At 66.1% G+C, this 13,667-nt stretch carries 10 protein-coding genes; 5 read left to right on the top strand and 5 right to left on the bottom strand.

From position 1 onward, the window contains the following. The first annotated feature begins 30 nt into the window (after positions 1 to 30). Genes ASE10_RS01655 through ASE10_RS01635 form a run of 5 tightly spaced genes read left to right on the top strand, consistent with a single transcriptional unit; the run spans position 31 to position 5,776 of the window. On the top strand, positions 31 to 834 hold the full coding sequence (locus ASE10_RS01655) for a hypothetical protein (RefSeq protein ID WP_056305607.1): 804 nt from the start codon (positions 31 to 33) through the stop codon (positions 832 to 834). Continuing rightward, a complete protein-coding gene (locus tag ASE10_RS01650; RefSeq protein ID WP_055900036.1) occupies positions 831 to 1,673 on the top strand; it encodes a hypothetical protein in 843 nt (280 codons plus the stop codon). Before ASE10_RS01655 ends, ASE10_RS01650 begins: the two co-directional genes overlap by 4 nt. Further along, positions 1,670 to 3,451, top strand: a complete 1,782-nt coding sequence (locus ASE10_RS01645; protein ID WP_156087733.1) for a hypothetical protein — start codon at positions 1,670 to 1,672, stop codon at positions 3,449 to 3,451. The genes ASE10_RS01650 and ASE10_RS01645 overlap by 4 nt, the downstream gene beginning before the upstream one ends. A gap of 38 nt (positions 3,452 to 3,489) precedes the next feature. After that, a complete protein-coding gene (locus ASE10_RS01640) occupies positions 3,490 to 5,010 on the top strand; it encodes an oligosaccharide flippase family protein (protein ID WP_055900030.1) in 1,521 nt (506 codons plus the stop codon). A gap of 1 nt (position 5,011) precedes the next feature. Next, entirely contained in the window at positions 5,012 to 5,776 is a 765-nt protein-coding gene (locus ASE10_RS01635; protein WP_157480962.1) for a YdcF family protein, read from the top strand. Between the two features lie 114 nt (positions 5,777 to 5,890). Here the strand turns inward: ASE10_RS01635 and ASE10_RS01630 are convergent, their stop codons facing one another. From ASE10_RS01630 to ASE10_RS01610, 5 genes are all read right to left on the bottom strand, one after another. Then, positions 5,891 to 7,873: a choice-of-anchor Q domain-containing protein gene (locus tag ASE10_RS01630; protein WP_162250418.1), complete on the bottom strand. Its 1,983-nt coding sequence runs from the start codon at positions 7,871 to 7,873 to the stop codon at positions 5,891 to 5,893. A 781-nt stretch (positions 7,874 to 8,654) separates the two neighbouring features. Continuing rightward, the gene (locus ASE10_RS01625; RefSeq protein ID WP_200945808.1) at positions 8,655 to 9,326 is read right to left on the bottom strand and encodes a serine acetyltransferase; all 672 of its coding nucleotides are present in this window, start codon (positions 9,324 to 9,326) and stop codon (positions 8,655 to 8,657) included. After that, complete coding sequence (locus ASE10_RS01620) at positions 9,326 to 10,705, bottom strand: phenylacetate--CoA ligase family protein (protein ID WP_055900021.1); 1,380 nt, start codon at positions 10,703 to 10,705, stop codon at positions 9,326 to 9,328. The genes ASE10_RS01625 and ASE10_RS01620 overlap by 1 nt, the downstream gene beginning before the upstream one ends. 16 nt (positions 10,706 to 10,721) lie before the next feature. Next, positions 10,722 to 11,984 carry a hypothetical protein gene (locus tag ASE10_RS01615; protein WP_157480961.1) on the bottom strand — a complete coding sequence of 421 codons (1,263 nt, stop codon included), beginning with the start codon at positions 11,982 to 11,984 and terminating at the stop codon, positions 10,722 to 10,724. A gap of 342 nt (positions 11,985 to 12,326) precedes the next feature. Next, complete coding sequence (locus ASE10_RS01610; protein WP_055900015.1) at positions 12,327 to 13,655, bottom strand: O-antigen ligase family protein; 1,329 nt, start codon at positions 13,653 to 13,655, stop codon at positions 12,327 to 12,329. Between the last annotated feature and the right edge of the window lie 12 nt (positions 13,656 to 13,667).

The raw sequence follows: 13,667 nt of genomic DNA, 5'->3' as shown, positions 1-13,667 counted from the left end.
CTGTCCCGCAATTGCACGGAGGCGCTCGCCATGAGCCTCGATGGCTGGGAACCGTTCTGGCTTGGACCGTCGTCGCACCGCTTGTATGCAGCGCTGCACGCCGCATCGGGCGCGTCTTCGACCGGCATCGTCCTGGTGCCGCCGTTGCTGCATGAACTGCCGCGCAGCCGCCGGTTCATCACCGAAGTCGCCAGCGAACTTGCGGGCCTGGGCTTGCCGACCCTGCGTTTCGACTTCCATGGCACCGGTGATTCCGGGGGCTCCGGGGAGGAGCTGGATCTGGCCTCGATGCATCGGGATCTCGAATTGGCGGTGGCCGCGCTGCGCGAACGGACCCGGATCAAACGACTGGTTCTGGTCGCATGGCGGGGAGGCGCGCTGGCATTGCGCGGATGGCTAGAGAGCGGCGGCGCGGCCGACCTGATCCTGCTTTGGGAACCGATCGTCGATGGCGGTGCCTGGGTGCAGGAACTGGTGGAGACCGATGCGCGCGAACGTGCGCTGCGCCCGCCGCCGCGTGCCGGCGTGCCCCGCATCACCGATCCCTCGGACGGCCAACTGATGGGCTTTCCCGCGCCCTCGCGCCTGCGCGCGGACCTCGGGAAAACGCGTCTGGACAAGGGCATGCATCGCGACGATGTGCCCATGTGGGCGATCGTTCGCCATGATCTGGCGGAGCTTCCCATGGACATCGCGAGAACCCTGCCGCTGCCTGCGAATGCCCCCAGTTTCAATGTCGGCGCCGCGATGGATGCGACGTTCTTCCTCACGCCTCCGGTTCGCGAGCTGGTCGGGAAGCTGGGACAGGCCGTACGCGAGGAAGCATGGGCATGAATGCATTGCTGGATGCCAATCCTATCGAAGCGGCCGTGGCAGACGATGTGTTCGTGCGCTTCGGTCCGGACGGGCGATTGCATGGCGTGCTCAGCGGCGCATCCGGAACAGGGCCGACGCTGCTGTTGCCCAGCGCGGGTTTGCAGCCCCGGTCCGGGCCGTTCCGCTTGCACGTGCTGCTGGCCCAGCAGCTGGCGGCGCACGGGATCCGAACCTTCCGTTACGACATCCCTGGCGTGGGAGAGGCGCCGCGCATGCCGGAGTGCGATGCCACCCAGGCGACGATCGCCGCCTTGGACCAGCTCGAGGCGATGCACGGCTGTCGCACCTTCGCGGTGGGTGGAATCTGCAGCGCCGCCGATACCGGCTGGGACGTCGCCAATATCGATACGCGCGTGTCGGCGGTACTGCTGTTGGACGGGCTGTGCTTCACCGGCCCCTGGTACTACTACGCGCGCGGGCTGGAACTGCTGCGTCGCCTGCCCAGGGAATGGCGGCATTTCGCCCGCAAGCTGCGAGGGCGCATGCGCGGAAACGCCAGTCTGGATTCGAATGCCTTCCGCACCTGGCCCAGCCATGCGCATGCCCGCGAGCAGTTCGCGGCGATGGTGGCGCGCGATGTCCGCTTGCTATGGATCTTCAGCGGTGGCTTTGCCGACCGGTTCCTGCATGCGCGCCAGTTCGAGTGGGCCTTCGGCGCTGCGGCGCGCGACCCGCGCGTGACCATGCATTACTGGCCCGATTGCGACCACACGTATTTCGGGCGGGCACAGCGTGAGCGCCTGATCGAAGCGATCACGGGCTGGATGAGCCGACTGCCGGGGCGCCAGGGCGGATGAAAGAGATCGGCACGCAAGCACGGACCCCTCTCTATCCCGCGCCTCCGGGAGCCACGCGGCCGTTGCGCGTGGCTCTGGTGGGGCCGCCACAGGTACCTGCCTGGGTGCAGGCATTCCACGGCCTGGTCGCTGGCTACGACTGGATCGAGCTGACGACGCTGGCCGCCGCCGACGCGACGCTGCCCAAGGTCTCCGGGATTCCCAGGGGCGTCCGCGCCTTGCTTGCGTTCGAGCATGCCCTGCTCGGCGGCACCCGCAGCCTAGCGGCGATGCCGATGCCGTCCGATCCCCCACAGGATGCCGGCCATGCGGCAGCAGGTCCTGGGGACGGCGTCTCCCTGCTTGATCGCATCAGCAGCTCGCGCCCGGACCTGGTCATCGTGCTCGGTACGAAATCCTGGGCGTCCGCGCTGGCTGGCCAGATCGAGTGCGCCTGCTGGCATGTCGACGCGAGCCTGCTCGACCCTCGCCATGCGGGGTTCTCGCTGCTCGGCCCGATGATGCGTCGTGAAACAGCGACGCGGATGGCCCTGATCCTGCACGAGCCGGACCAGGCTCCCATCGACCTGGCAGCCAGCTGGGGCAAGACTCGGGCGACTTCGTTTCTCAAACAGCGCGAGGACGCGTTCCGCAAGCTGCCTGCCTTGCTGCTGCGCGCCTTGCATCGCGTCGCCCAGGGAGGCCTCGCTGCGGGCTCGCTTTCGATGGCGACGCTGGAACTGCAGTCGCAGGCGCCGGTCGGGCGGGCTGTCGGACTGCGCGCCTTCCTGTCGATCGTGCGCGCTTCTCCGCGTTGGCTGACAGGCTGGTTCAGGAACGCTCGCGTCGGCTGGACGCTGGTGCTGCGCCTGGGCGGGGCGCCGCTCGATCCGCAGTCGCCGACGATCGGATCGCACGCGCTGCTGAAAGCGCCGAAAGGATGGTGGGGCGATCCCTTCGTCGTGATGGCGCAGGAACGCAGGCTGCTGTTCGTGGAGGAAATGCTGGACCCGCGACTCAAGAAGGCCACGATCGCCTGTGTGGAATTGACCGCGGGCGGAGCGCGCGCGCTCGGCGTCGCGCTGGACGAACCCGGCCACCTGTCCTTCCCGCAGGTCTTCGCATGGGAGGGGCAGTGGTACATGACGGTCGAGTCCGGCTACGACCGGCGCGTCAGCCTGTATCGGGCCACCGACTTCCCCTTGGGATGGGCCCGGGTGAAGGATCTCGTCACCGGGCGCGTCTGCGTGGATCCGACCCTGCATCATCACGAGGACCACTGGTACCTGTTCGCCAACGTCGCCGAGAACCAGAACAACACCTGCGACGAATTGTTCCTGTTCGTCGCCGATAAGCTCGAGGGGCCGTATGCGCCGCATCCGGCGTCCCCCATCGTCTGCGACGTACGCCGCGCCCGAATGGCGGGAAAGCTGTTCCATCGCAACGGCAGGTTGATCCGGCCGGCCCAGGATTGCGGACCCGGCTACGGCAACGCCGTCGTGTTCAACGAGGTATTGGAACTGGGGCCCACGACCTACCGCGAGCGGCAACTTTCTAGGCTGGCTCCCTACCTGAAGCGCAGTGTCGATGGCTGCCATACCTACAACGCTGCGGGCGGCGTCGAAGTCCTGGATGTCCTCGGTCGTCCGCCGAACAGCGCGTACGTGGAAGTGCTCGATGCGCGGTCCGCAACGGACGCACGTGTCCGCGCGCCTTTATCCGATTCGACGGAGCCGGTGGTTTCCTCCGGCCCGCCTTCTACCGGCGGCCCGGTTCATCGGGGCGCCGCCCCGCGGTGATGCGTAATGATCCTCCATGGCGATCGAGGTTGCGCGGGATGAACAGTTCGACGGGACGCGCCTCGGGCGCGGACGAGAGCATTCGCGAGCTGCCGCGGGAACGGCCCGGCATCGTGACGCATTACCTGCGCTACTCGATCTCCAATGGCCTGGTGATGCTGGCGGGTTTCATCTCGTTCCCGATCCTGACCCGCTTTCTCGACAATACCCAGTTCGGCATTCTCAGGTACTACGACACGCTGATGCTGCTGGGCGTCGCGATCATCAAGCTCGGCACGCCGCACGCGATCGTGCGTTTCTACCCATACGACGGAAACGAGCGACGAATGCAGGAGTTCGGCACCAACATGGTGCTGATGCCGCTAATGCTGTCCGGAACGATATGGCTCGCGGGCGTGTCGGTGATCGTGCTCTGGTCCTGGCTGGGGGAGGGTACGTTCTCTCCCCTGGTCTGGTGCGCGGTGCTGATGATGCCGATGTTGGCGGCCGTCAACATCGTGCAGATGGTGATACGTGCCAGCGAGCGTTCGGACATCGTCATGGCCGTTCGCGTCATCGGCCGCATGCTCGAACTGGTGCTCGTGCTGGGCGCCGTGATCCTGGTGCAAAGAAGCGCGCTGGCGGTATACGGCGGCAAGATCGTCGCCACGATACTGCTGTTGGCGTGGCTCGCGCACTGGATGTACCGCAACGTCAACGTAGCGCGCGACGCGGTCGACTGGCATACCGTCCGTAGCGGCCTGGTCTACGGGCTTCCGCTGATGGCGCATGAGCTGGCTTTCAGCATCCTGGCCAACGTGGATCGTGTTCTGCTCAAGCAGCTCACCGGCGATTTCGCGGCCGTCGGCATCTATGCCATCGGCTATTCGCTCGCGATGCAGCTGAACGTCTTCATAGACGCGACCCTGTCCGAGGCGTTCACGCCAGTGGTGATGCGTGCCTACGAAACCGGCGGCAGCTCCGCGGTGCGTGCGCTCAAGGAGAGGGTGCTGCTGCCGATGACCTACGCGGTGGCGGCCATCATCGGAATTTTGCTGGTGTCGGGCGAGGACATGCTGGTGGCGCTCAGCGGGCACGACAAGGCAGCGTCGGGCGAAGTGTTCATCGTGATCGGAATAACCGTGTCGACCTATTCCATGCTCGCCATCTCGAACTACGGCCTGCAATTGAAGAAGCGGACGATGCAGGTGCTGATCATCACCTTGGGCGCGGCGCTGCTGAACGTGGTCATGAACCTGATTCTGATTCCGCGCATGGGCTACATGGGCGCCGCATGGTCAACCGCGATCGCTTACGGCGCGTTGGCCCTCGCGCAGTTTGCGATCTGCCCGAAGGGATTGGCGCGCCTGCCGGACGCGCATGCGATCGCCGTGTCGCTCGCGTGCTTGCTGGTGCTGGTGGGGGTGGCGCGCGGCACCGACCTGTTCGGACTGCACGCCATCTGGGCGCGGCTGTCTGTCGCCGGTTTGCTGTTCGTATTGCTGTATGCCTTGCCGGTCATGGCGCTGGATCAGAAACTGCGCCGGATGACGATGGGCCTGATGACGCGGTCGCGATGAGGTGACGACCTGGTTGCTATCTCCGCTGGCATGGCTGTTGCTTGCGGGTGCGGTGATGCCCTGGGCATGGGCCCGTCGTCGGCGCCAGCGCTGGCCGTTGATCGCGAGCGTTTCGCTGGCGGTCGTTGCGCTCGCGGCCATGACGCCGCTGGTGGCCAATCTGCTCGGAAAGTCGCTGCAACGTCCGATCGCCGCGCCGCTCGCATGCCAAACCGCGCCGCCGTCGATCGCCGTCGTGTTGGGGGGCGGTACCGACGGGCGCCCGCGGAGCCATGCCGATTTCTCCGTGCTCAACCTGGCTTCCCGGCGACGAATGGATCGCGCAGTAGCCTGGTGGCATGCGCGCGAAGGGCGCGCGCTGGTGCTGGAGGGAGGTGGGCCGCAGGGAGGCATCGCTGTCGCCGAACTGATGGCAGCGTACGCGCGAATGCAGGATGTCCCGGTGGCGGCCCTGCGCGTGGAAAGCCGATCCGACGATACCTGGGGCAATGCTCGTCATGCCGCAGGGATGACGCCGCCGCTGCCCCGACGCATCGTCCTGGTGACCTCGCTGATCCACATGCCGCGCGCTCGCGCGGCCTTTGCCAGCGCAGGCTTCGAAGTGTGTCCGCTGGGTGCGGATGCGCGCAGCCTGCCGTCGCGCGTGCCGTGGGCGCTCGTTCCGCGAACCAGCGCGCTCGTCAATACGGAGCTTGCCCTGCACGAATGGGTGGGGCTCGCGTATTACCGCTGGCGCGATCGCCGCGATGAGGTCGTGAATCGCTGAGGCTCGCGTGCCCGCTTGGGCTGCCGCCGATCCTCCGACGAACGGATCGTCCGGCATCGCAGAAAAAAAAGAGCCCCGGATATCCGGGGCTCTTCGTTGGGGCGGGGAGGACTATTACTTGTAGACCGAGAAGGTCGTGGTCGCCGTCTTGGTCAGGCTGCCGGAGGTGGCCACCGCCGACAGCTTGTAGGTGCCGATCGAGCTGGGACCCACGCCGGAGGTGAAGGACACGCGGGCATAGCCGTTGGCGTCGGTGGTGGCGCTCAGGATCACGTGGTTGACGCCGTTCGGCTTGAGCGCGTCGAACGCGACCTTCGCACCCGAGACCGCCACGCCGTTCTTGAGGACGCGGGCAGTGATGGACACGACTTCGCCGGCCTTGTAGGAGGCTTTGCTCGTGCTGACGGTTTCCGTCAGGCCGGCAGTGGCGACGGAGTAGGTGGCCGACGCATTGCCGGTATGGACCGAGCCGTTGGCGCTGCTGACGCCCAGGCCGATGCCGTAGCTGCCGGCGGCAGCCGTGGTGGTCGACATCACGGCAAGGGTCGCAGAGCCGCTGGCGCCAGGAGAAAGCGCGATCGCGGTCGTCGACAACTCGCCCGTCCAGCCGGTCGGAACACTACGAGCGAGAGCGAACGAGGTGTTGGCGCAGTCGCTGCTGTCGTTGTTCTTCAGGCTCACCGTGTACTTGTTCTCCGTGCCTGCGGCGACGGCGGCGGTCGGGCCCGTCATGGTCACGGTCGGCGCTGCGCGGGTGCAGGTCGGAGTCGGCGGCGGAGGCGTGGAGCCGGCCTGGATTTCGTAGGCGCCCACGTCGTTGGCGGCGCCCGAGGGGCGCGGCTGCAGGACGAAGTCGGTGGACATGCCGCTGATCATCGGGGCCTTGTCGGTCACCGGGCTACCGGCGAGCGGTTCGGCATCGAAGGCGGCCAGGGTCATGTTGGTCAGCTTCGGGTCCTGGGTGCAGGTGGTTCCCGTCTGGCAGGTACGCACCTTCCAGGCCATGTTGCCGGAGAAGGACTTGGCCGCCGGAGCGCTGCCGCCGCTGAACAGCGTCGCGGTGGAGCTGTTGGCGTAGTACGGGAAGCCGACCACCAGGTTGTTCTGGATGTTGATCTTGTCGGTGGAAGCGCCTTCGCCATAGGCGATCTGCGCATCGCCTTCGCCGGCGATGGTGTTGTGGCGCACGGTCGCGGTGTCGTTGCCGGTCAGGATCAGCAGCAGCGTGCTGCCGTAGGCGCGGCACAGATCGCCCTCGGCCATGTAGTACTTGCCGTGGAAATAGGTGCAGTTGCCGACCAGGACCGAGTTCTCGATCAGCGAGTTGCCCTTGATCTTGACCTGGTTGCCGGCGTTGGCGACCGAGTAGATGCGGCGCAGCGTCACGTTGGTCGTGTCCGCACCGTCCATGTAGCGCAGGTCGAGGCCGTCGGAGGTGTTGTGATGGATGAAGGCGTCTTCGATCAGCCATTGGCCGCCGGTGTCGACCGTGCCGAAACCGTCGCCGTAGCCGCCGGTGGTCTGCGCCCAGCACGCCCACGGCTCGCCGGTCGCGACGCGCTCGCCGCAGCCGTTCCAGCCGATCTCGATGTCGCGCATGATCATCTGGCCGGAGTTCGAACCGGTGCCGACGTTGCCGTCCCAACCGGCGCTGCCGTTCTTGTTCATCTTGACGCGTTCGAGGGTCCAGTTGGACAGGCCGCCGGCGTTGAAGCCGCGCGCCGCCATGCCGTGCACGTTCACGTCATGCATCCACACATTGTTCGACGCGGTGGCGTACACGCCCACGCGGGCCCAGGCCATCGCGCTGGTGCAGGCCGCAGCGGCATTGGAATGGTTGTAGACGCAATCGCTGTTGTCGGTGATTTCGAGGTTGCCGACTTCGACGTTCGAGCTGCCGTCGAGGTTGAGCACGCGATGGGTGCCGGCGACGCCGACCAGCTTGGTGCCGGCCTTGCCGAGGATGCGGGTGCGCGAGGTCGCGCTCGGGCCGCTCGGGATCTTCTGCATGTAACCGCCGCTGCCGATCTGGAAGCTGCCGGCGCCGATCATCAGGGTGTCGCCGCCTGCGATGCGTGCGCTACCCGAAGAGGGCATGGCGATGTTGGGGTTCTTCCAGGCGCAGGCCTGGGCGGTTCCGCTGCCGGGATAGGCTGCATCGGCGCGGCCGGTGCATTGGGCGGCATCGCCACCATCGGTGCGGACATAGAAGGTTGCGGCTTGGGCGGAACCGATAGCGGCGAAGCCAAGCGACGGAAGCAGGAGCGAAAGGAAGGCTCTGGGCAGCTTGCGGCTGCGAAGGGTGGAAGGGGACATTTAGACGTGCGACTCCGGTTCGTGATTGGTGATGTGGTGGCACCTCCTATGTGGCCGGGGGCGGATGCTAGGGACGGGGGAGGGGGTGTTTTGTGCGCTACGTCACAGTTCACAAGATCTTCACGGGTCACATGTCGACCAAGAGCGTCTTTTGTGACGCGCAACCTGACAAATCTGGTCATATTCAGCTGGGGTTCGAAGACATAAAGGCTGAACAGGGGAATTGCGGCCGTATTTGCGGCGTGGCGCAGCCTCGCCCGGCCGCTGAGTCCTTAAGCGCGTAATGGAGGGGTTGCGGAAGCGTCCATTCCGATAGACCCGGAATAGAGCGTGCCAAGCGACAGGTATGCCTTCACCCGTAGGCGACTTGGCTGACTGCGTCTGTGACAATTGCGTCGCAATATAAGATGAGACGAGGGCCTGAATCTGGTCTCGTCAGACCTCTGCGCATCCGGTGAGGACGGAAGGAAACGCGCGGGGCGGCTCAGGTGACGCAGGGCCGGTATGGGTCGCGGCCGGCGTGGTGTCGCCGCTCTCGGGCGGCGAAAAGGCGGCCCGGCGGTTAGCCGAGTTTTCCGTCGTAATCCGTCCTGTTGACGTAACCCGCCGAGCCTTCCTGGGAAATGATCCTGCCCGGTACGCCGACCACCACCGAGTCGTCGGGGATGTCCATCGTGACCACGCAGTTGGCGCCGATCGCCACGTTGTTGCCGATGCGGACGCTGCCGGCGATCACCGCTCCGGGGCCGATGTAGATGTTGTCCCCCAGGACCGGATAGCCCCGATTCCTGCCGCGGTTCGCCCGCCCGATCGTCACGCCCTGGGAGATGTTGCAGTTCCGGCCGATCGTGGCCTTCTGGCTGACGACGATGCCGCCGAAGTGGCCGATGTAGAACCCGCTGCCGATGGAGGTGCCGGCAGGGATGGAGATTCCCAGTTTGTAGACCAGATGCCCGAGCACCAGGCGTGCGAATGGATACAGTGTGTACCTGAGCAAGGGACGGCCCTTCGCGTACGCACAGGTGCGCATCCAGAAATTGTATCGGTACGACTCGCCGTGGAAGACGTAACGAAGCAGCGAAGCACGCTTCGCGTTTCCGGTGATCCGGTACAGATCGGAAAGCACCAGGAATCTGTACTGCGCAAAGGTCATGGGCCTTCCCGCCTGCGAGCGCTCCGAGGACGCGTCGCCGATCCTCGAAGCATCGTCCGATGGCCGCACGCTGTCGCCCATCAGTCGCTCGCCTTCATGAGCGAAACCACGGCCTTGAATTTTCCGTTCGCGGATCGTGGTATCGATTCGACGGCTTCGACGATCACGGCGACTTCTCCAAGGCGCTGGCGAACGCGCCTCTCTATGTCGGCGGCATCGGTTGGGCCGAAAGCCGCGGCCGGCACGACCTTCACGCGGATGCGGTCGAGCGCTTCCTGGATGATCTGCCCTTCGACGACGTTGTCCTGGCCGATAAAGATGCCGTGGAACCGGACCATCTGGCGTCCGTCCGGTCCGACCACCACATCTTCGATCCGCCCGACCACCTCCTTCAGTACCGGCATCGAGCGTCCGCAAGCGCACGGCTGCGGATCCCACGAGGCGAGGTCGCCGACCCGATACCTGATGAAGGGCTGGTACTGCCGCACGAATCCGGTGGCCACCACTTCTCCCGCCTCGCCCGGATCGCAGGCGCGGCCGTCCGGGCGAAGGATCTCGACGACGCCCGCATCCGGACTCAGGTGCAGGCGCTGGTGCGCGCATTCGCTGGCGAAGACGGCGTTCTCGACCGTGCCGTACTCCTCGAACACCCGGCATCCGTATGCCCGCTCCATGACCGAGCGCATGCTCGGCGTTAGCTTTTCGCTGGTCGTCACCACGGCTTTCAAGGCAGGAACGCTGAGGTTGCGGTCCAGGATGTGGCGCGCGAGCAGGTAGTACGACATGGCGTACCCCGTCAGCCAATGCGTCCCGTGACGCCACAGCGCTTCCACGTACTGATCGGCGTTCTCGCGGCTCAAATGGAAGGCCGAAAAGTAGATCTGGTTTTCCACCCGATTGTAGCGATGGAAAGGGCCGCTGCTGTTCGCATCGGGAACGACGATGCGTCCGGAGAAGGTCGCGCGGCCCTCGCTGAAGGACGTGCCCGCCCAGTTCGCCGATCGCGCTTCGCGCAGCGCCCTGGCGTCGCGCGCTTCCCTGGCCGTCCATAGCGTCGATATCGGCGTGCCTGTCGAGCCGCTGGTGAGGAAGCGGTAACGCAGCAGCGGGCGAACGTCGTCGCGGGCGAAATCCTGCGGATCGCTACGGATCGGATCCTTCGACAGCAGCGGAAGCTCCGACAGGCGTCCCGCACGTGCCGCGGCTTTTTCCTCATCGCTCCAGGTCCGTCGATAGTAGGGAATGTGGTCCGCGGCATTGCCGAGCAGGATCTTCAGTTTTTCAGCCTGATAGGCGTTGAACCCGTCGAGCGGCCAAGAGTCGCGATCGCGGTAGCCATGGACCAGATCGCCGTATCCCGGTCCCGAGCGCAGCCAATGCCGATAGAGGCCGAACGCCGATGCGGCGACGTCCTGGCCCCGTTGCGGGAGATGCGCGTAGATCTTGTCCGTCAGGCCCATAGTGGATTCCGTCCCGCTAGCGGATCGGCGCCTTGCCGCAAGGCACCGCGCCGGCTTTGCCGCTTGCGGGGCTGCCGGCGAGCGGTTGGGCATCGAAGGCGGCCAGCGTCATGTTGGCGAGGTGGGGGTTCTGGTCGCAAACCGTGTCGCCGGGGCAGTCGCGCACGTGCCAGGCGATGTTGCCGGCGTAGCTGGTGATGGCCCAGGTCCTGCCGCCGCTGAACGCGGTCAGATTGTCGGGCCGCAGGTAGTACGGCGATCCGATCACGAGATTGTTTCTGACCTGGATGCGGTCGGTCGGGTTGCCCTCGCTGTGGCCGATCTGCACCGCGCCTTCGCCGCTGATGGTGTTGTGGCGGACGATCGCAGTGTCGTGGCCGGTCATCACCAGTTGCAGGGTGCTGCCGTCGGCGCGGCACAGGTCGCGATCCGTCATGAAGAACTTGTGCTTGAAGTAGCTGCAGTTGCCGACCAGAACCGAGTTCTCGATCAGGGAGTTGCCCTTCACCTTGACCTGATTGCCCGCGTTCGCCACGGCGTGGATGCGACGCAGGGTCACCCGGGTCGCGTCGGCCCCGTCCATGTAGCGCAGGTCGAGTCCGTCGGAGGTGTTGTGGTGGACGAAGGCGTCCTGGATCAGCCACTGCCCGCCGGTATCGGTGGTGCCCAGGCCGTCGCCGTAGCCCCCGGTCTGCTGTGCCCAGCACGCCCACGGCGCGCCGGTGGCCACGCGTTCGCCGCAGCCGTTCCAGGCGATTTCGACCTCGCGCAGGACGATCCTGCCGGAGTTGGAGCCGCCGTCGCCGATGTTGCCGTCCCAGCCCGCGGTTCCGTTCCGGTTGAGCTTGACGCGCTCGACCGTCCAGTCGCGGAGACCGCCTGCGTTGATGCCGCGCGCCGCGAGTCCATGGATGTCGAGGTCGTGCAGCCACACGTTGCTCGAGGCTCGGGCGTACAGCCCAACGCGGGCCCAGGGCATGGAGCCGGCGCAGGCCGCAGCGGGGTCGGGATGCTTGTAGACGCAGTCGCTGTTGTCGGTGACTTCGAGATTGCCGATTTCCACGTTGGAGCTGCCGTCCAGATTGAGTACGCGATGCGTGCCCGCGATGCCGACCAGTTTCGGAGTCGCGCCGGGTTTGCCCAACAGGCGTGTCGGATTCGCGCGGCTGGGCCCGCTGGGTATGGATTGCATAGGCCCGCCGTCGCCGATTTCGTAAGTACCGGCGCCGATCATCAGGGTGTCGCCACCGGCGATGCGCGCAGGGCCGGAGGCGGGCAAGGCGATGGCCGGATTGTTCCAGGCGCAGCCATCTGCGGCGCCGCTGCCGGAGTAGGCGGCGTCGACGCGGCCGTTGCACTGCCTGGCATCGCCGCCGTCGGCGCGAACGTAGTAGGTCGTTCCGCCTGCCGATGCCGTGGCCGCTACCGGAAGATCGGACTTGCCGGAATGGCCCGATGGACACAGTTCCGTTGCGGGTTCGGTTTCGTCCGCGCACGCGGCCAGCGAAGCGAACGCGAACGCCGCGAGCGCGAGTCGTGGCGTTCGGCGATGCGTGCTCCCGGTGTGGCTGCAATGGCGGCGGCAGATGCTGATGCTGTTCCCCCTGTCCACGCTCGAACATCAACGCAACAAACGCCGGGACCTCGCAACTCCGGCAAGGCGCGGCAGCGCCCGCGCCGCGAGCGGGAAGCGTTGCCCGGCAGGAATCGGCGCCGGGATGGGCGCGTCGGAGGCCGCGGCCTCCTGGCCCGCGTAGGCCTTGAGGATGCCGTAGCGTTCCATCAGTCCGCACAGGATCCAGAAGTTGGCCATGACGACGCTGTCGAAGAAGGGACTGCCATACATGTTGCCGAGCGCCATCGACAGGACCGCGAACGTGAAGCCGAGCTCCAAGGTGCGCGCCTGCGATGGCGCTACCGCCGCGGCGGAACGGCGCAGCGAAGCCGCCAGCCGCCATAGCCGCCAGAACACCCAAAGCAGTGCCAGCAGGCCGAGCGGCCCGCACTCGGCCAAGGTCAGCAGGAAACCGTTGTGCGCGTCCTTGCCGGCGTAGGTGGTGTAGTCGCCGATATGCTCGCTGAAGCGTCCCAGGCCGACACCGGCGGGATGGTCGCGCAACATGTCGATCGTGCCGTTCCAGATCGAGAAGCGGCTGGTGGTGCTGACGTCGAAGGTCACCGAGCCGGTGCCGGAGACCTGCTGGGTCTGCTGGACGCGGTCGACGACGCTTCCGGGCAGCAAGGTCGCCGAGGTCGCCACGAGCAGCAGCGCGGCCAGCATCGCCGCGGGAATGCTGCGCGATACCAGCAGGATCATGATCGAGAACAGGCCGATCAGGTAGGACTGGCGCGAGTAGGTGAGCAGAATGGCCATGGCCAGGATCACACTGCCCGCGAACGCCGCCCAACGCACCCACCGGCGCTGCCGGTACTGCAAGGTCGGTGCGAACAGCATCGGCAGGAACATCGCAAAGAACACGCCCGCGCGATTGGCCATCTTGATCTGGCCGAACGGGCCGGTGGCGCGTTGGGTTTCGGAAAATTCGCCCAGGTTGAACGACAGCCCCTGCAGGACGGCTTCCAGGCCCGCTCCCACGGCGACCAGCAACACCAGCAGGATGAGCTGCCTGGTCTGCTTCATGTCCAGGCCGCACTTGCGGTAGGCGATGTACAGCAAGGGATACAGGACGGCGACTTTGGCTTCGCGCAGATCTTTCTCCGCATCGGCCAGGTCGTGCCAATGGGCGGCGATGAAACCGATCAGCATCGCCAGGAACAGGGCGAGCAGCGGCGGAATGAGGTAACCCGGACGTTTCAGGTACTCGGGCTCGCGCCCGCCCACGAGCATCGCGAGCACGAGCAAGGCGACCGAAGTGCCGACACTGACATCCGGCGGCAGGTGCGCCGTGTTCGGAAGCAGGATGATCGGAATGGCATAGAGCAGGCGCATCGGATCAGTTCG

Source organism: Lysobacter sp. Root76, from assembly GCF_001428685.1.
Taxonomy (GTDB): Bacteria; Pseudomonadota; Gammaproteobacteria; order Xanthomonadales; family Xanthomonadaceae; genus Lysobacter.
This window is presented reverse-complemented; position numbering and strand designations above follow the sequence as displayed.

Bases quoted from the DNA above. Each gene is read 5' to 3' on its own strand.
- ASE10_RS01645 (WP_156087733.1), top strand. From the start codon at position 1,670: ATGAAAGAGATCGGCACGCAAGCACGGACCCCTCTCTATCCCGCGCCT.
- ASE10_RS01625 (WP_200945808.1), bottom strand. From the start codon at position 9,326: ATGGGCGACAGCGTGCGGCCATCGGACGATGCTTCGAGGATCGGCGAC.
- ASE10_RS01650 (WP_055900036.1), top strand. From the start codon at position 831: ATGAATGCATTGCTGGATGCCAATCCTATCGAAGCGGCCGTGGCAGAC.
- ASE10_RS01640 (WP_055900030.1), top strand. From the start codon at position 3,490: ATGAACAGTTCGACGGGACGCGCCTCGGGCGCGGACGAGAGCATTCGC.
- ASE10_RS01630 (WP_162250418.1), bottom strand. From the start codon at position 7,873: ATGCCCTCTTCGGGTAGCGCACGCATCGCAGGCGGCGACACCCTGATG.
- ASE10_RS01655 (WP_056305607.1), top strand. From the start codon at position 31: ATGAGCCTCGATGGCTGGGAACCGTTCTGGCTTGGACCGTCGTCGCAC.
- ASE10_RS01620 (WP_055900021.1), bottom strand. From the start codon at position 10,705: ATGGGCCTGACGGACAAGATCTACGCGCATCTCCCGCAACGGGGCCAG.
- ASE10_RS01610 (WP_055900015.1), bottom strand. From the start codon at position 13,655: ATGCGCCTGCTCTATGCCATTCCGATCATCCTGCTTCCGAACACGGCG.